This window comes from Agrobacterium larrymoorei (assembly GCF_030819275.1).
Classification (GTDB): domain Bacteria; phylum Pseudomonadota; class Alphaproteobacteria; order Rhizobiales; family Rhizobiaceae; genus Agrobacterium; species Agrobacterium larrymoorei_B.
In genome coordinates this window covers 2,782,178-2,806,893 of record NZ_JAUTBL010000002.1, presented here as the reverse complement: position 1 = coordinate 2,806,893, position 24,716 = coordinate 2,782,178, and the positions used below count along the sequence as shown (strand labels likewise).

Annotated in this window: 16 protein-coding genes and 3 pseudogenes; 14 read left to right on the top strand and 5 right to left on the bottom strand. The window is 59.3% G+C overall.

From position 1 onward, the window contains the following. Positions 1–11: 11 nt before the first annotated feature. The 6 genes and pseudogenes from QE408_RS22140 to QE408_RS22115 all read left to right on the top strand — a co-directional run bounded on the left by QE408_RS22140 (position 12) and on the right by QE408_RS22115 (position 6,557). Entirely contained in the window at positions 12–1,457 is a 1,446-nt protein-coding gene (locus QE408_RS22140; protein WP_306934606.1) for an FAD-binding oxidoreductase, read from the top strand. A 50-nt stretch (positions 1,458–1,507) separates the two neighbouring features. Then, positions 1,508–2,227 carry a FadR/GntR family transcriptional regulator gene (locus QE408_RS22135; protein ID WP_306934605.1) on the top strand — a complete coding sequence of 240 codons (720 nt, stop codon included), beginning with the start codon at positions 1,508–1,510 and terminating at the stop codon, positions 2,225–2,227. A 193-nt stretch (positions 2,228–2,420) separates the two neighbouring features. Then, the gene (locus QE408_RS22130) at positions 2,421–3,581 is read left to right on the top strand and encodes a fumarylacetoacetate hydrolase family protein (RefSeq protein WP_306934604.1); all 1,161 of its coding nucleotides are present in this window, start codon (positions 2,421–2,423) and stop codon (positions 3,579–3,581) included. Between the two features lie 119 nt (positions 3,582–3,700). Beyond that, positions 3,701–4,231, top strand: coding sequence for a TRAP transporter small permease (locus tag QE408_RS22125; RefSeq protein WP_306934603.1), 531 nt, complete (start codon positions 3,701–3,703; stop codon positions 4,229–4,231). 3 nt (positions 4,232–4,234) lie between these two features. After that, positions 4,235–5,514 (top strand): annotated as a pseudogene (locus QE408_RS22120) (TRAP transporter large permease). 35 nt (positions 5,515–5,549) lie between these two features. Continuing rightward, positions 5,550–6,557, top strand: coding sequence for a TRAP transporter substrate-binding protein (locus tag QE408_RS22115; RefSeq protein ID WP_306934602.1), 1,008 nt, complete (start codon positions 5,550–5,552; stop codon positions 6,555–6,557). 229 nt (positions 6,558–6,786) lie between these two features. On the opposite strand, the gene acs is transcribed toward QE408_RS22115, so the two are convergent. Then, positions 6,787–8,745 (bottom strand): acetate--CoA ligase, encoded by a 1,959-nt coding sequence (gene acs, locus QE408_RS22110; protein WP_306934601.1) that lies wholly within the window; start codon positions 8,743–8,745, stop codon positions 6,787–6,789. A 229-nt stretch (positions 8,746–8,974) separates the two neighbouring features. Between acs and QE408_RS22105 the strand changes: the two genes are divergently transcribed. Continuing rightward, the gene (locus QE408_RS22105) at positions 8,975–9,676 is read left to right on the top strand and encodes a DUF1013 domain-containing protein (RefSeq protein ID WP_306934600.1); all 702 of its coding nucleotides are present in this window, start codon (positions 8,975–8,977) and stop codon (positions 9,674–9,676) included. A 137-nt stretch (positions 9,677–9,813) separates the two neighbouring features. Here QE408_RS22105 and QE408_RS22100 read toward each other — a convergent pair whose 3' ends face one another. Beyond that, positions 9,814–11,622 (bottom strand): glucan ABC transporter ATP-binding protein/ permease, encoded by a 1,809-nt coding sequence (locus QE408_RS22100; RefSeq protein WP_306934599.1) that lies wholly within the window; start codon positions 11,620–11,622, stop codon positions 9,814–9,816. A gap of 343 nt (positions 11,623–11,965) precedes the next feature. Here QE408_RS22100 and QE408_RS22095 point away from each other — a divergent pair, with 343 nt between their 5' ends. From QE408_RS22095 to QE408_RS22070, 6 genes and pseudogenes are all read left to right on the top strand, one after another. Continuing rightward, positions 11,966–12,703: a helix-turn-helix transcriptional regulator gene (locus QE408_RS22095; protein WP_306934598.1), complete on the top strand. Its 738-nt coding sequence runs from the start codon at positions 11,966–11,968 to the stop codon at positions 12,701–12,703. 122 nt (positions 12,704–12,825) lie between these two features. Then, positions 12,826–16,288 (top strand): annotated as a pseudogene (gene pyc / locus QE408_RS22090) (pyruvate carboxylase). A gap of 113 nt (positions 16,289–16,401) precedes the next feature. Next, complete coding sequence (locus tag QE408_RS22085; RefSeq protein ID WP_306934597.1) at positions 16,402–17,226, top strand: DeoR/GlpR family DNA-binding transcription regulator; 825 nt, start codon at positions 16,402–16,404, stop codon at positions 17,224–17,226. After that, entirely contained in the window at positions 17,223–18,410 is a 1,188-nt protein-coding gene (locus QE408_RS22080; protein ID WP_306934596.1) for an MFS transporter, read from the top strand. The genes QE408_RS22085 and QE408_RS22080 overlap by 4 nt, the downstream gene beginning before the upstream one ends. Positions 18,411–18,606: 196 nt before the next feature. Beyond that, positions 18,607–19,857: a flavodoxin-dependent (E)-4-hydroxy-3-methylbut-2-enyl-diphosphate synthase gene (gene ispG, locus QE408_RS22075; RefSeq protein WP_306934929.1), complete on the top strand. Its 1,251-nt coding sequence runs from the start codon at positions 18,607–18,609 to the stop codon at positions 19,855–19,857. A gap of 68 nt (positions 19,858–19,925) precedes the next feature. Further along, complete coding sequence (locus QE408_RS22070; protein ID WP_306934595.1) at positions 19,926–20,588, top strand: OmpA family protein; 663 nt, start codon at positions 19,926–19,928, stop codon at positions 20,586–20,588. 97 nt (positions 20,589–20,685) lie between these two features. On the opposite strand, the gene QE408_RS22065 is transcribed toward QE408_RS22070, so the two are convergent. Next, the gene (locus tag QE408_RS22065; RefSeq protein WP_306934594.1) at positions 20,686–21,585 is read right to left on the bottom strand and encodes a polyprenyl synthetase family protein; all 900 of its coding nucleotides are present in this window, start codon (positions 21,583–21,585) and stop codon (positions 20,686–20,688) included. A gap of 427 nt (positions 21,586–22,012) precedes the next feature. Between QE408_RS22065 and mtgA the strand changes: the two genes are divergently transcribed. Then, positions 22,013–22,660 carry a monofunctional biosynthetic peptidoglycan transglycosylase gene (gene mtgA / locus QE408_RS22060; RefSeq protein WP_306934927.1) on the top strand — a complete coding sequence of 216 codons (648 nt, stop codon included), beginning with the start codon at positions 22,013–22,015 and terminating at the stop codon, positions 22,658–22,660. A 6-nt stretch (positions 22,661–22,666) separates the two neighbouring features. Here mtgA and QE408_RS22055 read toward each other — a convergent pair whose 3' ends face one another. Then, on the bottom strand, positions 22,667–23,692 hold the full coding sequence (locus QE408_RS22055; protein ID WP_306934593.1) for an aldose epimerase family protein: 1,026 nt from the start codon (positions 23,690–23,692) through the stop codon (positions 22,667–22,669). A gap of 96 nt (positions 23,693–23,788) precedes the next feature. Continuing rightward, positions 23,789–24,716 (bottom strand): annotated as a pseudogene (gene metA, locus QE408_RS22050) (homoserine O-acetyltransferase MetA).

Genomic DNA, 24,716 nt, shown 5'->3' with positions numbered 1-24,716 from the left:
CGAAAGAGCAGATGCTCGAGGTTCATGCGCAATCACGCGAGGAGTTGCAGGCTTCGTTGAAGGCCGGTCTCGGCGAGGGGCTGGTTCTGACGGATGCTGCAGAAATGGTCCGCTACTGCCGTGACTGGCATGGCGATGTCTCAAGCAGTGCCGTTGCCGTCATTCGCCCGCGCCATGTGGAAGACGTCGCCGCGACCGTGCGGCTCTGCGCAGAATTGGGGCTCGCCATTGTGCCGCAGGGTGGCAATACCGGTCTTGTGCTGGGTGGTGTGCCCGATGCGCCGGATCGCCAGATCGTTCTCAGCCTTGAGCGCATGAATGCCATCCGCGCCATCGATACGGATGATTTTTCCGCGGTGGTGGAGGCGGGCTGCATTCTCTCTGAATTCAAGGACGCGGTGCAGGAGAAGGGTATGTTCTTCCCCCTGTCGCTCGGCGCGCAAGGATCCTGTCGCATCGGCGGCAACGTTTCGACCAATGCCGGCGGCATCAATGTGCTGCGCTATGGCATGACGCGCGAACTGGTGCTTGGTCTTGAAGTCGTTCTTCCGGATGGGGCGATCTGGAACGGGCTGTCGACGCTTCGCAAGGACAATCGCGGTATCGATCTCAAGCAGCTTTTTATCGGCGCGGAAGGAACGCTTGGCATCATCACCGCCGTCTCGGTGAAGCTCTACCCCAATCCCGATCATGTCGAGACAGCGCTTCTTGGTGTGAACTCGCTGGAAGATGCGATCAAGCTTTATCGCCGCGCGCGTCGTGAGTGCTGCGACCTGATGTCGGCCTTCGAATTCATGCCGCCGGTTGCCTTCACGCTTGCGATGGAAGCCATTCCGGATCTGAAGATGCCGATCGCCGGCGATTATGCCGCCTATGTGCTGATGGAAATTTCAGGCTCGGGTCTGGTCGACACCAGCGATCTGATGAGCCGCTTCCTCGAAGGCGTGATGGAAGACGGGCTTGTGCTGGATGGCGTCATTGCATCCTCGCGTGCGCAGGCCCAGTCGCTCTGGCTATTCCGCGAAGGCATGAATGAGGGCCAGGCGCTGCGCGGCGCGCATATGCGCACCGATATCTCCGTGCCACTGTCGCGTCTTGCCGAATTCGTTGCAGAAGCGGAGGCGGAACTGGCCAAGAGCCTGCCGGAGTGTCTTGCGGTTTCTTATGGCCATGTGGGAGATGGCAATGTGCATCTCAACGTCTTGCCGCCGAATGGCAGCACGCGTGAGAAGCGGGACGCGTACATCTACAAGGCCAAGGTCATCGTCAATACGGTGCTTGATCGTTATGCTGGCAGCATCAGTGCCGAACACGGCATTGGTCGTTTGAAGCGCGAGGATTTCGAAAGCCGTCTCGGCTCCGTCCAGCGCGGCATGATCGAGCGGCTGAAAGCGGCCTTCGATCCGGAGCTTCTCATGAATCCCGGTTGCCAGCTTGCCGTACAAGCGGCTAGCTAGAAGAATGAAAGTGCGCCGTCCTTCGGCATTTATGTCCACCGGGAGCCATCATGACGCTGGAGTTCAACCAGATTCACCGCACCGATCATCTTCCTGGCCGGATCGCCGCGGAGATTGCGCGTGAGATCAATGATGGAAAGCTGAAAGCTGGCGACAAGCTCCCCACGGAGCATGTTCTGTCCAAGACATTCGGCGTCAGCCGTTCGGTGATCCGGGAGGCCATTGCCCAGCTTCGCAATGAGGGTGCGGTCGAAACGCGCCAGGGTGTCGGGGCTTTCGTCAGCGATCCGCGCCATCGCGTCTCCATACGCATCGAGCGGTCCAAGCTCAACGATCCCGATAGTTTCCGCGATCTCTTCCAGTTGCGTCTGCCGCTGGAAATCGAGGCTGCGGGACTGGCCGCCGTCAATCGCACGCCGGAGCAGTTGAGCAGGCTGGAAGCGGTTCTCAACACTATGCGCAATGCGCCGGAGTGGGAAAAGGAAGGTATTGCTGCCGATCTCGATTTCCATCGGACCCTGGCCGAGTCGACGCAGAACGATTATTTCTCGATGTTCCTCGGCTTCATAGCCGAGCGCATCAGCTACGCGATCAACATCGCCTTTTCGCGGGCGGTCTTCGGCGAAATTCTCGAGACCACGATCGCCGAGCACGTGGCGATCTATGATGCCATTGCGGCGTCGAATGCGACGGCAGCACGCGCCGCCATGCGTGCCCATTTGCTCGGTGCCGCGCGCCGCGTCAACCTTGAGCTTGAAGTCTACGAATAAGCGGTCGCGTTGGGCTCATCGCGCTCCGCTCACCAAGGGTTGCGAATTTCATCGAAAATTCGGCGTCTGGCAGGCTGGACTAAGGCCTTTTCTCATACTAAGAAGATTGATGTATTCAGGTTGTCAGACATCCAGACAATACAGTCGCTGTGGAGGCAGTGGTCGGATGGGCTGAAAGTGGGAGGGATAAAGCTTGGTCGGATCTAGGACTGTCGATGCTGCTGCAATTTTGCCGGAAGACCATCAGGACGCGATCCTGATCGGCCGAGTCTGGTCCAAGAGCGAAGACGGCCCCTGTCCCGTCCTGTTGAAGGATGGCGTTCTCTACGATCTTTCCAAGCTTGCACCGACAGTGTCGGAACTCTTGGAAAAGCACGATCTCGTCGATCGCCTTTCCGACACCCTGCAGTTTGCCGCGCTCGGCGCCTTCGATGTCTTTCTTGATGGTTCGGCCGGGCAGTTGCTTTCGCCAAACGATGTTCAGGCGGTGAAGGCTGCCGGCGTGACCTTTGCCGACAGCATGCTGGAACGCGTCATCGAAGAGCAGGCGAAAGGCGATCCGCAGCGCGCGCAGGAAATCCGCGGCCGTCTGGCTCCGGTGCTTGGCGATAGTTTGAAGGGCGTTGAAGCCGGCTCCGAAAAGGCTGCCGAGGTCAAGCGCCTGCTGCAGGAAATGGGCCTCTGGTCGCAATATCTGGAAGTCGGGATCGGTCCGGATGCCGAGATTTTCTCCAAGGCGCAGCCCATGTCTTCCGTTGGCTGCGGCTCGTTGATCGGCGTTCATCCGAAGTCGCAGTGGAACAATCCTGAGCCGGAAGTGGTGCTGGCTGTTACCTCCGATGGCCGCATTGTCGGTGCCGCACTTGGCAATGACGTCAACCTGCGCGATTTCGAAGGGCGCTCCGCTCTGCTTCTCAGCAAGGCGAAGGATAACAACGCCTCCTGCTCCATTGGTCCGTTCATCCGTCTCTTCGACGGCAAGTTTACACTGGACGACGTGAAGCAGGCGCAGATTTCGCTGCTGGTCGAAGGCGAAGACGGGTTCACCATGACGGGTGTCAGCCCGATGCAGGCGATCAGCCGCACGCCGGAAAACCTGGTGTCGCAGCTTCTCAACCGCGATCATCAGTATCCGGATGGCGCCGTCTTCTTCCTCGGCACCATGTTCGCTCCGGTCAAGGATCGTCATGGCCCAGGTCTTGGCTTCACCCATGCCAAGGGCGACCGCGTGGAAATCTCAAGCCCGCGGTTGGGCAAGCTGATCAACTGGGTGGCCAGCACATCCGATTGTCCGGAATGGACCTTCGGCACGACGGCATTGATGCGCAATCTCGCAAAGCGCGGGCTTCTATAACGTCGATTGCGAGGCGAGCGATCTCGCTTGACGCGACACGCATATCCACAGGCTTAAAACGTTGCGCGCGCGCCTCTATCCGTGTTCGCGCCGCTTCGTATCATTCTCGGGAGGGGAAGATGCAGAAAGTCATCAATCTTTTTTACCGCATCCTCGAGACCATTCTCGTCGCGCTTCTTGCAGGCATGGCAATCATGGTCTTCATCAATGTGGTCATGCGCTACACCATGAATTCGGGCATCAATGTCTCGGAAGAACTGGCGCGCTATTTCTTCGTCTGGATCACCTTCATCGGTGCGGTCGTGACCTTCCGAGAAAACAGCCATATGGGCATCGAGACGCTGGTGATGTTCCTGTCGCGGCGCATGCGCATTGTCTGCATGATCCTGTCCAACATCATCATCCTTCTCTGCTCGGCGATCTTCTTCTGGGGAACGTGGAAGCAGTCCGCCATCAATGCCAGCATGCATGCGCCCGTCACCGGTCTGTCGATGATCTGGGTCTATGGCGTGGGCATGTTCACCGGCGGCATCATGTTCCTGATTGCGCTGGAACGGCTTTACCGGCTTTTGACAGGCAAGGTCCGTGAAGACGAGATTGCCGCCTTTGCCGGTGAAAATCTCACCATCGAACAGCTTTCGGAGCGCTGACACATGACACTTCTCGTTTTTGTCGGCTCGCTCCTCGGCGCCATGGCAATCGGCGTTCCCGTTGCCTTCTCGCTGATGTTCTGCGGCGTCGTGCTGATGTGGTACATGGGCATGTTCAATACGGCGATTATCGCCCAGAACATGATTTCCGGGTGCCGATACCTTCACGCTGCTCGCCATCCCTTTCTTCATCCTGGCCGGTGAATTGATGAATTCCGGCGGCCTGTCGCGCCGTATCATCGACTTCGCCATCGCGCTGGTCGGCCATATTCGCGGCGGTCTCGGCATCGTTGCGATCGTGGCCGCCATCATCATGGCATCGATCTCCGGTTCTGCTGCGGCGGATACCGCGGCACTCGCCGCGATCCTGATCCCGATGATGGCGAAGGCCGGTTATAATATTCCGCGTTCCGGTGGTCTGATCGCGGCCGGTGGTATCATCGCTCCCGTCATCCCGCCGTCCATGGCCTTCATCGTCTTCGGTGTCGCGGCGAACGTGTCGATCACCCAGCTCTTTCTCGCCGGTATCGTGCCCGGCGTCCTGATGGGCATCTCGCTGATCGTCGCGTGGCTAATCGTCGTGCGCAAGGACAATGTCCAGCCGCTGCCGAAGACGACAGCGAAGGAACGTCTCGTGGCAACGGGACGTGCCGCGATGGGCGCTTGGCATGCCGGTTATCATTCTCGGCGGCATCAAGGCCGGTATCATGACGCCGACGGAAGCGGCGGTCGTTGCAGCCGTCTACGCGCTCTTTGTCGGCATGGTCATCTACCGCGAATTGAAGCCCGCCGATCTCATCCATGTGCTGTTGCGTGCTGCCAAGAGCACCTCGATCATCATGTTCCTGGTTGCCGCGGCACTCGTTTCGGCCTGGCTGATTACCGCCGCGAATATTCCGGCGGAGGTTGCCGGCTATATCGAACCGCTGATCGACCGTCCGATGCTGCTCATGGCCGTGATCATGGTGCTTGTCTTCATCGTCGGCACAGCACTCGATCTCACGCCCACCATCCTGATCCTGACCCCTGTGCTGATGCCGATCATCAAGCAGGCGGGCATCGATCCGGTCTATTTCGGCGTGCTCTTCATCATCAACAATGCCATCGGCCTCATTACGCCGCCAGTCGGTGTTGTCCTCAATGTGGTTTCGGGTGTCGGGCGCATTCCGCTCGGCAAGGTTACGGTCGGCGTCTGGCCGTTCCTGGTCGCCGAAACCATCGTCCTGGCTCTGCTGGTGCTCTTCCCGCAGATCGTCATGGTGCCACTGCAATATCTGCGTTGACCGAACGACTCGGTTTGTTTCCAAGGGAGGAAAACATGAGAAAGCTACTTCTGCTCACAACGGCCATTGCCTTCACCGCCGGTGCTTCCGCACCTGCTTTTGCCGAATACAACAGCCGCATGATCCGCGTGTCGAACGGTATCAACCAGGATCACCCCGTCGGCAACGGCATCAAGGCCATGCAGGCCTGCCTGGACGAGAAAACCGGTGGCAAGCTGAAAATGACCGCATTCTGGGGCGGCGCGCTTGGCGGTGACTTGCAGGCAACTCAGGCGCTGCGTTCGGGCGTTCAGGAAGCGGTCGTCACCTCGTCCTCGCCACTCGTCGGCCTTATCCCGGCGCTTGGCGTGTTCGATCTGCCCTTCCTGTTCTCCAACACGAAGGAAGTCGATGCCGTTCTCGACGGCGAGTTCGGCGACATGATGAACAAGAAGCTGGAAGAGCAGGGCCTCGTCAACCTGGCTTATTGGGAAAACGGCTTCCGCAATCTCTCCAACTCCAAGCGCGCGGTCGACAAGTGGGAAGACTTCTCCGGCCTCAAGGTCCGCGTGATGCAGAACAACATCTTCCTCGACACCTTCCAGAACCTCGGCGCCAATGCAACGCCGATGGCGTTTGGTGAAGTGTTCTCGGCGCTTGAAACCAATGCGATCGACGCACAGGAAAACCCCTATGTGACCATCGACACCTCGAAGTTCTATGAGGTGCAGAAATTCGTCACCGAAACGAACCACGCTTACACGCCGTTCCTCTTCCTCTTCTCCAAGCCGATCTTCGACAGCTACACCCCCGAAGAGCAGACCGCCCTTCGCGAATGCGCGATCGTCGGTCGTGACGAAGAGCGCAAGGTTATCCGCGCGTTAAACCAGAAGTCGCTCGACAAGATCAAGGAAGCGGGCCTTAAGGTGAACGTCCTGTCTCCTGAAGAGCAGGCTCGTATTCGCGAGAAGTCCGCGGTCGTCTATGAAAAGCACAAGGCTCAGATCGGTGCCGACGTGGTTGACGGCATTCAGGCCAAGCTCAAGGAAGTTCGCGCCCAGTAACAGTGTATCCCATAATTGCCGCTGGCCGCCTGCAAATGGCAATTTCTGCGCTTCCGGTGCTCACGTACTCAAGTACGCTGCGCTCCGGTTCTCGAAATTACCATTTTCGGCAGGCCAGCGGCAATTCTTGAACAGACTGCGCGACGTAGAGGCTCAGATGAAAAACGCCCGGTGACAGATCGTCGCCGGGCGTTTGTCTTTTTGTCAGGCGTATGGGTCGATAAAGACCTTACGCCGCCACAGGCTTGTTCTGGCGGTTCTCGATCAGGTCGTCGACGACCGCGGGATCGGCAAGTGTGGAGGTATCCCCCAGCGCGCCAAAATCGTCTTCGGCGATCTTGCGCAGGATACGGCGCATGATCTTGCCCGATCGGGTTTTTGGCAGGCCGGGTGCGAACTGGATCTTATCCGGCGTCGCCACTGGACCAATCTCATCGCGCACATGCTTGATGAGTTCGGCGCGTAGTGCTTCGTCGCCGGTCTTGCCCTTCATCAGCGTCACGTAGCAGTAGATGCCCTGTCCCTTGATATGGTGCGGGTAGCCAACCACGGCTGCTTCTGACACGGCGCTGTGGGAGACAAGAGCCGATTCCACTTCTGCGGTGCCGAGGCGGTGGCCGGAGACGTTCAACACGTCATCGACGCGGCCGGTGATCCAGTAATAGCCGTCCTCGTCGCGCCGGCAGCCGTCGCCGGTGAAGTACTTCCCCTTATAGGTAGAGAAGTAGGTCTCGATGAAGCGCTGGTGATCGCCGTAGACGGTGCGCGCCTGGCCTGGCCAGCTATCGATGATGCAAAGATTGCCGTCGGCTGCCCCTTCCAGCACCTTGCCCTCGGCATCGACCAATTGCGGCTGGACGCCGAAGAAGGGACGGGTGGCCGAACCCGGCTTCAGATCGGTTGCGCCGGGGAGGGGCGAAATCAGAATGCCGCCCGTTTCCGTCTGCCACCAGGTATCGACGATCGGGCTCTTGTCCTCGCCGACCACATGATAATACCATTCCCAGGCTTCCGGATTGATTGGCTCGCCGACCGTGCCGAGCAGGCGGATACTGGAGCGCTCGGACCGTTTGACGAAGTCGTCGCCAGCACCCATCAGCGAGCGGAGTGCCGTTGGCGCGGTGTAGAAGATATTGACCTTGTGCTTGTCGATGACTTCCCAGAAACGCCCCTGGTCGGGGAAATTCGGCACGCCTTCGAACATCAGCGTCGTGGCGCAATTGGCGAGCGGGCCGTAGACGATGTAGGAGTGGCCGGTCACCCAGCCGACATCGGCCGTGCACCAGTAGATATCACCGTCCTTGTAGTCGAAGACATATTCATGCGTCATCGACACATAGACGAGATAGCCGCCGGTGGTGTGCAGCACGCCCTTTGGTTTGCCGGTGGAGCCTGAGGTGTAGAGAATGAAAAGCGGGTCTTCCGCCTTCATCTTCACCGGCTCGCAATGCGGCTTCACGCTTGTAGTTTCCTGGTGGTACCAGAGGTCGCGACCGGGCGCCCAGTTGGTCTTGCCGCCGGTGCGGCGCACGACCAGAACCTTGTTGACGATGACATGCTGGCGCGCAGCGATATGGATCGCCTTGTCGGTGTTTTCCTTGAGCGGAATGGGTTTGCCGCCGCGCACGCCTTCATCGCAGGTGATGACGAAGGTGGACTGGCAATCGACGATGCGCCCCGCCAGCGCTTCCGGCGAGAAGCCGCCGAAGACGACCGAGTGGATGGCACCGATGCGGGCGCAAGCGAGCATCGCATAGGCCGCTTCCGGGATCATCGGCATGTAGATCGTGACGCGGTCGCCTTTCTTGACGCCGTGCTTCTTCAGCACATTGGCGAGCCGGCAGACGGCGTCATAGAGTTGGTTGTATGTGATCTTTTTGTCGATATAGGGATTGTCACCTTCCCAGATGATCGCGGTGCGTTCGCCATGCGTCTTCAGGTGGCGGTCAATACAGTTGTAGGAGACGTTGGTCAGGCCGTCCTCAAACCATTTGATCGGCACCTTGCCTTTGAAGGAGGTGTTCTTGACCTTGGTATAAGGCTTGAACCAGTCGATCCGCTTGCCGTGCTTGCCCCAGAATTTCTCCGGATCTTCCACGCTGTCCTGATACCATTTCAGATAGCGGTCATTGTCGATCAGCGTGCCGGTTTTGGCCGATTTGAGAACCGGGTAGATCTTCGCAGACATGAACTCCTCCTCATGCAGATTGTCTTTTAAGTCTGGAGACTCCAGTCCTCCAGTCATGTGTCCAATTCATAACAGGTTGGTGACATCCGGCAATTAGACAAAGGTCATTTGTTTCTCGAACAATTGCAATTCTGATGCAATCCGGTTATAGAGCCGTCATATTTCCGGAAATCAGTGGTTTTATCCCACGCCCGCGACACCGGCGCGGACGCTCAGAAGGATTGTATCTATGGCTCAAACACTGCTCATGCCGAAAGCGACTGCCGTCTGGCTGGTTGACAACACGGCGCTGTCGTTCGATCAGATCGCCACGTTCTGCAAGCTTCATCCGCTTGAAGTCAAGGCGATCGCCGATGGTGAAGCAGCGCAGGGCATCAAAGGTCTCGATCCGATCGCAACCGGCCAGCTTTCCCGCGACGAAATCCAGCGCGCGGAAGCCAATCCGAACCACAAGCTGAAGCTCTCCGAACCGAAGGTTCGCGTTCCCGAATCCAAGCGTCGCGGCCCGCGTTACACGCCCGTCTCCAAGCGTCAGGACCGTCCGAACGCTATTCTGTGGCTGGTTCGCAACCATCCGGAACTGAAGGACGCGCAGATTTCGCGTCTCGTCGGCACCACCAAGTCGACCATCGAGCAGATCCGCGATCGCACCCACTGGAATGCGGCCAACCTGACACCGATGGACCCGGTCACGCTGGGCCTCTGCAGCCAGATCGATCTCGACCTCGAAGTCGAACGCGCATCGCGCGGTCGTCCGCTTCCGACCCAGGAAGAGCTGGACGCGACGCTGCAGCCAGCCAGCACCACCGAAAAGCTCGACTTCAGCTATGAGCGCGAAGAAGAGAAGGAAATCGACGCCAACGCCGTTTTCGCCAAGCTCTCCTCGCTCAAGTCGACGCGTAAGGATGAAGACGAGGACGACAACTACTAAACGCCTGGTCGGGCCGACACTGCCCGCACCGAGCATGCGCCTATCTAAGCTCCGGTTCGTGCCGGAGCTTTTTTGTTTCCAGTCGAAGGATTGGCGCAAAGAAAAACCCCCGCAGCGCTGGGCGGCGGAGGTCAGTCTTATATCAGGACGTCTTTTTGTCTTATGCGTGGTTCATTTGTCGCTGCGGCATGTTGAGCGACGTGACACCCCGTTTTTTCGTCATCATTGACAAGGCCGCTGGCTCTGAGAAGCGAGGTGAAGCGGCCACCGCGCATGCTGAGTTCATCGAAGGTGCCCTTCTCGACGATCCGGCCATTGTCCATGAACAGCACCAGATCGGCGTCGCGGACCGTCGACAGACGGTGGGCGATGATGAAGGTGGTGCGGTCCTTGCGCAACGCATCCACCGCATCCTTGACGCGCGCTTCGGTTTCCACGTCGAGCGCACTCGTCGCTTCATCGAGAACGAGGATCGGCGCATTCTTCAGGACCGCACGGGCAATGGCGATACGCTGGCGCTCACCACCGGAGAGGCGGTTGCCGCGCTCACCCACCTGCGTCATATAGCCGTTCAGCCTGCTGTCGATGAAGTCGGTCGCCGCTGCTGCGGTCGCCGCCTGAACGATTTCGTCGTCAGTTGCCGAATCGCGGCCAAGACGGATGTTGTCACGGATCGAGCGGTTCAAAAGGCCCGCATCCTGGAACACGGTTGCAATCGAGCTTCTGAGCGACTGGCGCGTGACCGTCGAGATATCGATGCCATCGACAAGAATCTGGCCGGAGCTTGGGTCATAGACGCGCTGCAACAGGTTGATGAGCGTCGTCTTGCCCGCACCTGTCGGGCCGACGATGGCGACCGTCTCGCCAGCATTGGCGACGAAGGAGACGTCATGTACACCCTGCTTGGTGTTGGCGAAGCCGAAATTGACGTTGCGGAATTCGACCGTGCCTTCGACATGACCGAGTTCGCCAGCCGAATTCGGTTCTTCACGTTCCTGCACGGAATCTTCCAGCTTGAAGAAGTCCTCGAGCTTGGCACGGGCTTCGAAAATCTGGCTCACAAAGGCGCGCATCTGGTCGAGGCGGCCGATCAGCAGGTTGGCAAAGCCGATAAAGGCAATGACGTCACCAACGCGAAGCTCGCCGTTCTTCACCAGGATCGTACCGATGATGAGGATGATCATCATCGACAGCGTCGAGGCCGTGCGGTTCAGCGCACTGGCGAAAGCCCACCAGTCCAGCACCGGATACTGGGCGCTCAATAGGCGCTCGGTGAAGGACTTCAGGGCCTTGGTTTCCGCTTCGATGCGGTTGTAGCTGTGCAGCACCGAGACGTTGCTGATGGAGTCGCTCACATGGGCGAAGACGGTGTGGTAATGCTCTTCGACGGAGGCCTGGCCTTCCTTCGTGCGGTTCATCACCCACTTGCCGATGAACCAATAGAATATACCCAGGCCAACCAGCACGAAGCTGAGGCGAATATCCATCGAAAAGGCAGTCGGGATCAGCAGCGCCACGGCAACGAAGGTTGCCAGATGCGTGCGCATGAATTCGAGCCAGAGGCCGAACAGCGTCTCGCTGGCGCGCAGCAGCGTATGCAGCGCGTTGGAGGTGCCGCGCTGATGATGCCAGGAGAGCGGCATGGAAATGATGCGGCCGAAGGCTTCCGTCAGAAGCGAGGCGCGGCGCCCATGGGCAAGCCTGTCCGCCTCACGCGCCACGGCGACGTAAGCGACCGTGTTGAACAGGCCGAAGGCGCCCCAGAGAATGAGGATGTTGGTCGGAACGGACCCTGTCGACAGCGCATCGATGATCTTGCCGAACAAAACCGGCTCAGCGATGGTGATTGCCGCAAGAATAACGTTTGCAACAACGACGATCGTGACCCGCCACTTGTTGGTTGCAAGGTAGCGCAGGGCGCGCGTGTAAACTTGAAACAGTGTCAATTTCCAAATCCCGTCTTCATGTCAGTCCTGCCCCTGGAGGGCGAAACCCTCGACTTCAGCGACAAGGGCGATTGCGGGCTATGCAAGCAGTTGTTTTATCGCTCTTTCTACATGAATGGGCGCTTAACGCGGGGGCTTTTCAAGCGTCAGTCAAAAAAAATCGCAGTTTATCGAATCTGAACATTATGGATTGTCAAATCACTCCGTTTCGCGGAAAAGTTTCAATGCATGATAAGTTTCTTGATTACAAAGTCGCCGCGTTTGAACCTGGCTGATCGAGGGCGCGGAGAGGGTGCCTCCTGCAAGGTTCACGGTCTTTTTCACTGCCAGGATCCATTTTGAGATGCAGACGCTATTTACGTTCATGGATACCCATGCAGAGCCCTCGGGCCTGGATGAATTTCTATCTTTTTTTCAGCGCGTTATCAGCCATTATGGCTTTGACTATTATCGCATTTTTCGCCGCGCCGTTCGGCGTCTGGCGGTCAAGGATGTCGTGCTGGCCGAGCAGCAGCCGGAAGGCTGGTCCGCCGTTTACGATGCGAAGAAATACAGTGAGGTCGATCCCATCGAGCGGTCGCTTTGCCTGCTGCAAAAGCCCATCAGGTGGCGGGATTCGGCCTGCCTTCTTTCTCAGGCGACGCATCGTAAACGTGCAGCGAAACTTTTTCAGGATGCGGCTCGTCATGGAATACGAGAAGGCTATGCTTTTCCGATCCATGGGCGCAACGGGATGCTCGGTGGCATCTTCATCGGCGGCCTCGGCTGCCATCTGACTGAAACCGAACTGGCGATCTTCGATGCCGTCATGCGCGCGACCTTCTGGCGTGTTGCAGACTTTACCGGCCATTCTGAAGATCTGCTGGCCCTTCCCGACATGTCGGTGGCGCAATTGACGCGCCGGGAGCGGGATGTGCTGGTCCTCCTGGCACTCGGCAACACGTCGCCCGAGATCGGCAAGGCACTTTCCATCTCTTGCCACACCGCCGATTGGTACCTCAGCGGCATTCAACGCAAGCTCGGCGCGCGCAATCGTCAGCACGTCGTGGCGCTTGCGTTTCGCTATGGCTTGATCGGCTGACGCATTGAGACGCGCCTCGCGAACGGAGATCACGAAAATCGCCCTTTCCAACATCTAATTTTGCTGCTTAATTTCGCGGTGCAGCATGATGGATTGCTCGTCTAGGTTCTTGGGAGGCCGTTTTGAAGATATCGAAAATTCTCGTTGCCAATCGTTCGGAGATCGCAATCCGCGTATTTCGTGCCGCCAACGAGCTCGGTATAAAAACGGTCGCCATCTGGGCCGAAGAGGACAAGCTCTCGCTTCACCGCTTCAAGGCGGATGAAAGCTATCAGGTGGGACGCGGCCCGCATCTTGCCAAGGATATGGGTCCGATCGAGAGCTATCTGTCGATCGAGGAAGTGATCCGCGTTGCCAAGCTCTCCGGCGCCGACGCCATCCATCCAGGCTACGGCCTTCTGTCGGAAAGCCCCGAATTCGTCGATGCCTGCGATGCGGCGGGCATCACCTTCATCGGCCCGCGCCCGGCAACCATGCGTCAGCTCGGCAACAAGGTGGCCGCGCGCAATCTGGCAATTTCGGTTGGCGTGCCGGTTGTTCCGGCAACAGAACCACTGCCGGATGATCTTGCCGCAGTGGAGCGCATGGCTGAAGAGATCGGCTATCCGGTCATGCTGAAGGCCTCCTGGGGCGGTGGCGGTCGCGGTATGCGCGCCATCCGCAAGAAGGAAGATCTGGCGCGGGAAGTCACCGAGGCCAAGCGCGAAGCCAAGGCCGCCTTCGGCAAGGACGAAGTCTATCTCGAAAAGCTGGTGGAACGCGCGCGCCACGTGGAAAGCCAGATCCTTGGCGATACCCACGGCAATGTCGTTCATCTCTTCGAGCGCGACTGCTCCATCCAGCGGCGTAACCAGAAGGTGGTCGAGCGCGCGCCAGCGCCCTATCTTTCCGAAGCGCAGCGCCAGGAGCTTGCTAGTTACTCGCTGAAGATCGCAGCCGCGACCAATTACGTCGGTGCCGGCACGGTCGAATATCTGATGGATGCCGATACCGGCAAATTCTACTTCATCGAGGTCAATCCGCGCATTCAGGTGGAGCACACGGTGACCGAAGTCGTCACCGGCATCGATATCGTCAAGGCGCAGATCCACATCCTTGAGGGCGCTGCCATCGGCACGCCGGAATCCGGCGTTCCCGAACAGAAGGATATCCGTCTCAACGGCCATGCGCTTCAGTGCCGCATCACCACGGAAGATCCCGAGCACAACTTCATTCCCGATTACGGTCGTATCACCGCCTATCGCTCCGCGTCCGGCTTCGGCATTCGTCTGGATGGCGGCACCTCCTATAGCGGCGCCGTCATCACCCGCTATTACGATCCGCTGCTCGTCAAGGTCACGGCATGGGCGCCGAAGCCGGAAGAGGCGATCAGCCGTATGGACCGCGCACTGCGGGAGTTCCGCATCCGCGGCGTGGCGACGAACCTCACCTTCCTCGAGGCCATTATCGGTCACGAGAGCTTCCGCAATAACACCTACACGACGCGCTTCATCGACTCGACGCCTGAGCTTTTCGCCCAGGTGAAGCGTCAGGACCGTGCGACCAAGCTTCTGACCTATCTTGCCGATGTGACCATCAACGGCCATCCGGAAACAAAGGGTCGCGCCAAGCCCTCCGACAAGGCCGTCAAGCCCGTCGTGCCCTACATCGATGCGCCGACGCCGGATGGAACCAAGCAGCTTTTGGACAGGCTGGGGCCAAAGGGTTTTGCCGACTGGATGCGCAACGAGAAGCGCGTTCTCGTCACCGACACCACCATGCGCGATGGTCATCAGTCGCTTCTGGCAACGCGCGTGCGCACCCATGACATTGCCCGTGTGGCCAGTGTTTACGCCAAGGCATTGCCGCAGCTTCTGTCGCTCGAATGCTGGGGTGGTGCGACCTTCGACGTCTCCATGCGCTTTCTCACCGAAGACCCATGGGAGCGTCTGGCGCTGATTCGCGAAGGCGCGCCGAACCTGCTTCTGCAGATGCTTCTGCGTGGCGCGAATGGCGTCGGCTACAAGAACTATCCCGACAATGTCGTCAAATATTTCGTCCGGCAGGCGGCAAAGGGCGGCGTCGATCTCTTCCGCGTCTTCGACTGCCTCAACTGGGTCGAGAATATGCGCGTGTCGATGGATGCGATTGCTGAAGAGAACAAGCTCTGCGAAGCGACGATCTGCTATACCGGCGATCTGCTGAATTCGGCGCGTCCGAAATACGACCTCAAATATTACACCAGCCTTGCAGCCGAGCTGGAAAAGGCGGGCGCCCATATCATCGCCGTCAAGGACATGGCGGGGCTGCTGAAGCCCGCTGCCGCCAAGGTTCTGTTCAAGGCGCTGCGTGAAGCAACCAGTCTGCCGATCCATTTCCACACGCATGATACCTCCGGCATTGCCGCGGCGACCGTCCTGGCCGCAGTGGATGCGGGCGTGGATGCGGTCGATGCGGCGATGGACGCCTTCTCCGGCACCACGTCGCAGCCCTGCCTTGGCTCCATCGTCGAGGCTCTGGACGGTTCGGAACGCGACACCGGTCTCGATGCCGAGTGGATCCGACGCATCTCCTTCTATTGGGAGGCGGTGCGCAACCAGTATGTCGCCTTTGAAAGCGACCTCAAGGGACCGGCATCGGAAGTCTATCTGCATGAAATGCCTGGTGGCCAGTTCACCAACCTCAAGGAACAGGCCCGTTCGCTTCGGTCTCGAAAGCCGCTGGCACGAAGTGGCGCAGGCCTATGCCGATGCCAACAAGATGTTTGGCGATATCGTCAAGGTCACGCCATCGTCAAAGGTCGTCGGCGACATGGCGCTGATGATGGTCAGCCAGGATCTGACGGTGGCCGATGTCGAAAACCCGGACAAGGAAGTCTCCTTCCCGGACTCGGTTGTCTCGATGCTGAAGGGCGATCTCGGTCAATCGCCGGGCGGCTGGCCCGAAGCGTTGCAGAAGAAAGCCTTGAAGGGTGAGAAGCCTTACACGGTTCGCCCCGGCTCGCTTCTGGACGATGCCGATCTCGACGCTGAGCGCAAGGCAATCGAGACCAAGCTCGAGCGTACGGTCGATGATTTCGAGTTTGCCTCCTATCTGATGTATCCGAAGGTCTTCACCGATTTTGCGCTCGCTTCTGAAACCTACGGTCCTGTCTCGGTGCTGCCGACGCATGCTTACTTCTACGGCATGGAAGATGGCGAAGAGCTGTTTGCCGATATCGAACGCGGCAAGACGCTCGTCATCGTCAACCAGGCATCTTCCGGCGTCGACGATAAGGGCATGGTCACCGTCTTCTTCGAGATCAACGGCCAGCCGCGCCGCATCAAGGTGCCGAACCGCGCCCATGGTGCCAGCGGCTCGGCTGCCCGCCGCAAGGCAGAACCGGGCAATGCCGCTCATGTCGGCGCGCCGATGCCGGGCGTCATCTCCCGCGTCTTCGCCAATGCCGGACAGGATGTGAAGGCGGGCGACGTTCTGGTCTCGATCGAAGCGATGAAGATGGAAACCGCTCTCCACGCCGAGCGGGATGGCAAAATTGCCGAAGTGCTCGTGCGGCCAAGTGACCAGATCGACGCCAAGGATTTGCTGGTCGTTTACGCAGAGTAACGAACCGACATGAAGCGTTAAGTGGATGCCCGCCCTGTGCGGGCATTTCTGCTTGTAGATAAGGCTTTCTGCATGTATGCATGTTTGTGCACGATTCCACATGTTGATGCCGAATGTCCAAGATCGATCACTTTGTCAGCGAGCGTCAGACGCTCATCTTCACCGAGCTTCAGAACAAGGGCCGCGTTCTTGCGCAGGATCTCGCTCAGGCTTTCGATGTCTCGGAAGACACGATCCGGCGCGACCTTCGGGATATGGCGGCGCGTGGCCTTTGCGAGCGCGTCTATGGAGGAGCGCTGATCTCCGGCGGCAACACCGTTCCTCTCAGCCATCGCGTGGCGGATAGGCAGGACCGCAAAGATGCGCTCGGCCGAGCCGCAGCGGCCCGCATCGCATCGGGAACAACCGTTTTTCTCGATGCTGGCTCCACCAATCTTGCCATCGCTCGCCATCTGCCGGAGAGCGCGAAGCTCACCGTTATTACCAATACGCCTGTTATCGCCGCCGAACTCTCAGGTCGTAGCGATCTCGAATTGATCGTGATCGGCGGACGGATCGATCCCGCCGTCGGTGCCGCGATCGACACGACGGCGATTTCGCAACTGCAAGAGATGCGGCCTGACCTCTGCATCCTCGGCGTTTGCGGCATGACGACTGATGGCGGGCTGTCTGCCGATATTTATCAGGATGCGATCTTCAAGCGCTTGGCCTGCAAGGCGAGTGCGAGAACACTTGCCGCCATCACCAGCGAGAAACTGGGTGCCGGGGCTGCCTTCCTTGTGGCGCCGCTCAGCCCCGATCTGACCCTTGTTCTTGAAGGCGACGCGGAAGAGGCTTTCGTTCGCAATCTCCAGAGACAAAAGCTCGATATTCATGTTGCCGGGCTCGATGCCCGCACCCCTTCCCACCTGTATTCACCGAAGGACCAGCCCGCATGACCGGCTCCCCAATGACCGCTTCCACGGTCCGCACCCCCTATATGACGAGAACCCGGTTTGGCGTGTCCCTGCTGTTCCTGATGAACGGTTTCATGATGGGGTCCTGGGCGCCGATGATCCCGGAATTTGCCAAGCGCCTTGCCTTGAGCGAAGGCGAACTCGGCCTCGTTATTCTCGTCTTCGGTCTCGGCTCTCTTGCCTGCATGCCGGTGGCCGGTTCGCAGATCGCGCGTGTCGGATCACGCACGGTGGTGCTGTTCTGCGCTGCCATCTTCGTGCCGACGCTGCTCCTCATCACCCTGTCCAACACCGTCTGGGCGGGTGTCATTACCGTCTTCCTCTTTGGCGGTCTGACGGGGGCGATGGATGTGGCGATGAATGCCAATGCCGTTGCGGTCGAGCGCGGTATGCGGCGCGCCATCATGTCGTCATGCCACGCCTTCTGGAGCCTCGGCGGCCTGATCGGCGCGGGCCTCGGCGGTCTGCTGATCACCAAGATCGGCATTTATGGCCATGCGGTTGCCCTTACCATCATCGCTGCGGCACTTCTTGCGATTGCCTGGCCGCGGGTCATGGTGGATCGTCCACACCCTGAAGAAGAACGGCCGAAGGGTCGTTTGCCGCTCACGCCGCTGCCCTGGATCATCGGCCTGATGGCGCTGTTCTCCATGGTGCCGGAGGGTGCAGTTCTCGATTGGGGTGCGCTTTATCTGCGCAACGAGCTTGGTGCATCCGTTGCCGTTTCGGGCTTTGCCTTCGCCGCCTTCTCGCTGACCATGGCGGTCATGCGCTTTGCCGGCGACCTGGTGCGCGAGCGCCTTGGGGCGGTGCGCACATTGCAAGTCTGCTCGGCTTTGTCGATCGTCGGTCTTCTGATCGCTGGCGCTGGCGGAGACGCCTTCATCGCCATTATCGGCTTTGCCATCGCCGGTATCGGCATTTCCAACATGGTGCCGATTGCCTTTTCCGCTGCCGGCAACATGCCGGGGCTGGCACCGGGGATCGGTCTGTCTGTCGTTACCACCATGGGCTATTCCGGCATTCTGGTCGCGCCATCGGCGATCGGCTTCATTGCCGAACATACCGGCCTTGCGACAGTGTTCCTGTTCATTCCGCTTCTGCACGTGGTCGTGCTGCTGCTCTCCAGGCTTGCACGCCACGCCGATGGCGCAAGCGGGCATTAAAGCCCAACCTTTGCGTGCTCCGTTTGATCAAAGTGCTTCCATTGCCCATGGAAGCGCTTTCGTTTTGGTAAGTTGGCAGACAGGCTCGAATTTCGCCACGATTGCAGTAAACTACCAGTTGACTGCTTCGATGTTGACAAGGCGCCCGCCTTGATCCACCTGAATGATGACCCTTACCGCAGTTGCAGAGACCATGATGAACGCACACGCCGACTACGATCCCAAGCCACGCCGCGCCTCCGTTGCCGTCGATGTGGGTGGCGTTATCGTCGGCGGCGGTGCTCCGGTCGTCGTGCAATCCATGACCAATACGGATACGGCCGATATCGATGCGACGGTCCAGCAGGTTGCAGCCCTCCATCGGGCCGGTTCTGAAATCGTCCGCATCACCGTGGACCGCGATGAGAGCGCTGCTGCCGTTCCGAAAATCCGCGACCGTCTGCTGCGGCTTGGCATGGATGTGCCGCTTGTCGGTGACTTTCACTATATCGGCCATAAGCTGCTCGCCGATCATCCGGCTTGTGCCGAGGCTTTGGCGAAGTACCGCATCAATCCCGGCAATGTCGGTTTCAAGGACAAGAAGGACAAGCAGTTCGGCGATATCATCGAGATGGCGATCCGCTACGACAAGCCGGTGCGCATCGGCGTCAACTGGGGATCGCTCGATCAGGAACTGCTCACCAGCCTGATGGACAAGAACAAGGAAGAGGGCTTTCCGCTGTCCGCCCGCCAGGTGACGCGCGAAGCCATCGTTCAATCGGCGCTGATTTCCGCCGAGCTAGCCGAAGAGATCGGCCTGCCGCGCAACCGCATCATTCTGTCCGCCAAGGTCAGCCAGGTGCAGGACCTGATAGCGGTCTATTCGATGCTGTCGGAGCGCTCCAACCACGCGCTGCATCTCGGCCTCACCGAGGCAGGCATGGGCTCGAAGGGCATTGTCGCCTCTTCGGCTGCCATGGGCTACGTACTCCAGCATGGCATCGGTGATACGATCCGCGTATCGCTGACACCGGAGCCGAATGGTGACCGCACCCGCGAAGTGCAGGTGGCGCAGGAGCTTCTACAGGTTATGGGCTTTCGCCAGTTCATTCCGGTGGTCGCGGCATGTCCGGGATGTGGACGCACGACGTCGACGGTTTTCCAGGAGCTGGCGCAGAACATTCAAAACGATATTCGCAAGAACATGCCGGTCTGGCGCGAGAAATATCCGGGCGTGGAAGCGCTGAACGTTGCCGTCATGGGCTGCATCGTCAATGGTCCGGGCGAGAGCAAGCATGCCGATATCGGTATTTCGCTGCCTGGAACGGGCGAGAGCCCTGCGGCACCCGTCTTCATCGATGGCGAGAAGGCGCTGACCTTGCGCGGTCCGAACATCGCCTCGGACTTCGAGGCACTGGTTACTGACTATATCGAAAAACGTTTTGGCCAAAAGGACGCGGCGGAGTGAGTCTCGACCGTGAAAATGCCCGAATCGCTGTGTTTTACCTCCAGAAACTCACGGAGCAATGATTTCCAATGATCAAGAAGTTTGCTGTTCTTGCGCTTGCCGCAACTTACCTTTCCGCCTGCACCACGACCGATCCCTACACGGGTGAGCAGAAGGTCTCCAATATGGCGGGCGGTGCGGGTCTTGGCGCGCTGGCCGGTGCGGTCGGCGGTCTGGCGATCGGCGGTGGCAATAAGGGCCGCAACGCGCTGATCGGTGCCGGTATCGGCGCGCTGGCCGGCGGTGCGATCGGCGGCTATATGGACAATCAGGAAGCCGAGCTTCGCCAACAGTTGCAGGGCACCGGCGTCTCCGTCACCCGTCGTGGCGACAGCATCGTTCTCAACATGCCGTCCAACATCACCTTCGCGACGGATCAGGATCAGGTGATCCCGCCATTCTACCCGACGCTGAATTCGGTCGCGATCGTTCTGAACAAGTTCAACAAGACCTATATCGACGTCAACGGCTACACCGACTCCACCGGCAGCCTGAACCATAACCAGCTCCTGTCGCAGCGCCGCGCTGCCTCGGTTGCCAATTATCTCGCAAGCCAGGGTGTCGATCAGCGCCGCATGTCCACCATGGGCTTCGGCCCATCGCAGCCGGTGGCATCCAACGCAACGCCGGATGGCCGCGCCCAGAACCGCCGCGTGGAAGTGCTGATCTCGCCGCTGACGCAGAACGGCTAAAACGCACTAAAAGGCAATCGCGCCTATCGGATTTTAGAAAAGGGCTGCTTCGGCGGCCCTTTTTGTTGTTGGGCAAGCGTGAGAGGCGCTTGCGCTTTCAACTCTTCCGCTCAGCAATGAAGCGGGCCGCCTGTACCAGAATATCTGCCTTCTCTCCATAGGGAGAAAGCAGGTTTGCGGCATCGCGCACCTGCTCCTGAAGTTTCATCCGCGCCCAGTCTTCACCGCGCAGAGCCACCAGCGTGCCCTTGCCGCGGGCGGCATCCTTGCCGGTTGCCTTGCCCATGGTGGCGGCATCGGAGGTCAAGTCGAGGAGATCGTCGGCAAGCTGGAAGGCGAGGCCGATCTTTTCTCCGAAGCTTCGCAGCGTCTGGCGGTGAGAGGCATCGTTTCCGGCAATGATCGCACCGGCCTCGCAGGCGAAGCGCAGAAGCGCGCCGGTTTTCATTGCCTGTAATGTCACGATACCTTGCTCGTCCGGTGCCCGTTTTTCCGCCGCCAGATCGAGCGCCTGACCGCCTGCCATGCCGCCAATGCCGGCGGCGCGGGAAAGTGCCAGCACGAGTGCCGTCTTCTGGTCGCCAGTCAGCGGTGTTTCGGGAGCCGCGATGATATCGAAGGCGAGTGTCAGCAGGCTATCTCCCGCAAGGATCGCGGTTGCCTCGTCGAACTTCTTGTGCACCGTCGGCTGGCCGCGGCGCAGGTCGTCGTCGTCCATGGCGGGAAGATCGTCATGCACCAGCGAATAGCAGTGAAGGCACTCCAGTGCGGCACCCACACGCAGGGCGGCAGCTTCGTTTCCACCGAGAAGCCGCGCGGTTTCGATGACAAGGAAAGGCCGCAGGCGCTTGCCGCCGTTCAGCACGCCGTGGCGCATGGCGTCCAGCAGGTTTGCGGGTCGGGCGATCTCGTCGTCACCGACTGCGCTTGTCAGAAGCTCTGCCAGCAGTTTTTCCGTGCTTGCCGCGTTATCGCGCAGCCTGGTTTCGAATGTCATGGCACCGCTTCCTTCCGTCTCGCGGCTGTTTGGCATGGGTAAAAAGGGCTGGCAAATGTTTTGTTGAACCATAATACCAAAGATCACTGATGATGACCCATTCGACCGCCGCCGACGCCTTGGCCTGGAAATCGGCCACCGGAGGGCGTCGAAATCCTCGACCGATGCACAGACATCGCTCTGCGGTTTTTCCTACCCGGATGACCGTTTCCAAGCCATCGCATGGATCATCATCAGTGATCTTTGGTATGGAACTTCATCATCGTGAGTAGCCTTGATGGTGCAAGCGGAATATGAAAGGCTTGATCTGAACGAGCGGGGACGGGATGTGAGCAGTACGCCGGAAAGCGAGAGGGAGTACGAAGCGCTTCCCGACGAGGAGAGCAGGCCGAAGGTGGATATCAAGAACCTTGCCAAACGCGTCGGCATGTTCGTGCTCGCTTTGCTGATCCTGCCCTATCTGCTGATCCCCGTTTATGCGCTTCCCTTCATTCGCCCCGTCTCAACGCTGATGCTTGCCGATCTGGTGACGTTCCAGGGCTATGACCGGCAGTGGGTGCCGCTTGAAGACATTTCGCCCCGCCTGATCCAGTCGGTCATGATGTCGGAAGACGGCCAATTCTGTTTCCACCATGGCGTCGACTGGAACCAGATGCAGGATGTCGTCAACGACGCATTGGAAGGTGAGGCCACACGTGGGGCCAGCACCATTCCGATGCAGACCGCCAAGAATCTCTTTCTCTGGAACGGCCGATCCCTCATCCGCAAAGGGCTGGAGCTTCCGCTTGCACTTTTCTCCGACTTCGTCTGGTCGAAGAAGCGGATGATGGAGATTTATCTCAATATCGCAGAATGGGGTCCTGGCATCTATGGCATCGAGGCTGCGGCGCAGTACCATTTCAAGGTGCCTGCTTCCAAGCTGACAGCCCGTCAGGCCGCGCTTCTCGCCGTATCCTTGCCAAACCCGATCGATCGCAATGCCAGCAAGCCCGGCCGCGGTATGCAGCGTCTGGCCGGGCTGATCGAGCGCCGGGCCAGAGGCTCCGGCGCTTATGTTGGATGCGTACTGGACTGAACCACCTCACCCCTTGGTAAAGATGTAATCCGTTTCTTGCCGCAGCGTTTCGCCAGGGCGAAGGATGGCCTTGGGGAAGCCTTCGTGGTTGACGGCGTCCGGCCAGATCTGAGTTTCCAGGCAGAAGCCGGCAAAGGGGCCGTAGTGGCGGCCGTCATGACCGGGGACGGCGGTGTTCAGCTTGAAGCCGGAATAGAACTGCACGCCGGGTTCGGTGGTGTGAACTTCGAGCGAAATGCCGGAGGCCGGCGCATGGACGCGGGCGACTTTGCGCTTGGCCACACGCTCTGCCGAGAGGCAGAAATTGTGGTCGTAGAGCACCTGTTCGCCCTCGTCGTCCTTTCGGCTCATCGGCGTCGGCTCACGCAGGTCGAAGACCGTTCCGGAAACGACGCGGATTTCGCCGGTTGGAATCTGGCGCTCATCGGTCGGCAGATAATGATCGGCCGCGATTTCAATCTGGTGATCGAGTGCGGTTTCAGCACCATCGAGATTGAAATAGGAGTGCTGGCAGACATTGGCGATGGTCGGCAGGTCGGTCGTCGTCTCATACAAGACAGAAAGCACGCCGCCTTCGCGGATCGTGTAAGTTGCCGTTATCGTGCAATTGCCGGGATAGCCAGCGCGGCCGTTCGGATCGATGATCTGCAGCACGACGTGGCTTGGCCCATGTTCCATGATCAGCCAGTTGCGCTTGCCCGTGCCGTCGCTGCCGCCATGAAGATGGCTGATGCCCTTTTCGTTGAGCTCGAGTTGGTAGTCCTTGCCGTCGATGGAGAATGTACCGCCGCCGATGCGGTTGGCGTTTCGGCCCGGCGTCGCGCCGAAGTAGGAGGAGTATTTCGGGTAGTCGTCAAAACCATCGAAGCCGAGCACCAGCGGCGGCTGATGACCCTCAAGGCGCAAATCCTGGATGACCGCGCCCCAGGTCATCACCTTGGCGGTCAGGCCGCCAGCGGAAATCGTTACCCGCTCGACCTTTTCGCCGGTTGCCGTAAAGCCGAAATTCTCCCGTGCGCCTGCTTCGCTCATCCCGAATGCTCCCTATCGCTTGCGATTTGTGCGGGACGTTGCGTCATTTTAGCGTCTGGCGCAACGCCGCAATGTCAAATTCGTCACGGCTCTTGATCAGCCGGTCGTCTTGCCGATCTCGGCGAGTTCGTAAGGTGTCGTCTGGTAGATCTCGTTGATCCAGTTGCCGAAGAACAGATGGGCATGGCTACGCCACCGGTTGAGCGGCGTCAGCGCCGGGTCGTTATGCGGGAAGTAGTCATGCGGCAGCTTGATCGGCACGCCGGAATTCACGTCGCGGAAATATTCGTCTCCGAGCGACGTGGAATCATATTCCACATGGTTGAACATGTAGAGGCGCTTGCCGCGCTTCTCATGCACCAGGCACACGCCCATTTCCTCGGATTCCATCAGGATTTCCAGATCGGGATGCTTCTCGATATCGGCGCGGCGCACTTCCGTCCAGCGGGACACCGGCACCTGGAAATCGTCGGAGAAGCCGTTGAGATAGATGGAGGCGGGGCAGAGATTGCGGTGGCGATAGACGCCGAAGGCCTTCTCCTTCAATTCGTGCTTCGGCACGCCATGGAAGTGGTAGATTGCCGCCATCGCACCCCAGCAGACATTCAGCGTCGAGTGGACGTTGGTCTCCGTCCAGTCGAAGATCTTCTTCATCTCGTCCCAATAGGTCACGTCCTCATAGGCCAGCGTTTCCACCCGGTGCGCCGGTGATGATGAAGCCGTCGAACTTGCGGTGGCGCACCTCTTCCCAGGTCTCGTAGAAGGAAAGCAGATGCTCTTCCGGCGTGTTCTTGGCGCGGTGCCCGCCAATGCGCACCAGCGACAGTTCCACCTGCAGCGGCGAGGCGCCGACGAGCCGGGCCATCTGGATTTCGGTCTTGATCTTGTTCGGCATGAGGTTCAGGAGCCCGATCTGCAGCGGGCGGATATCCTGACGGATCGCCACGGTCTCGGTCATCACCCGCACACCCTCATTCACCAGGGTTTCGAAGGCGGGCAGCGTATCGGGGATTTTGATGGGCAT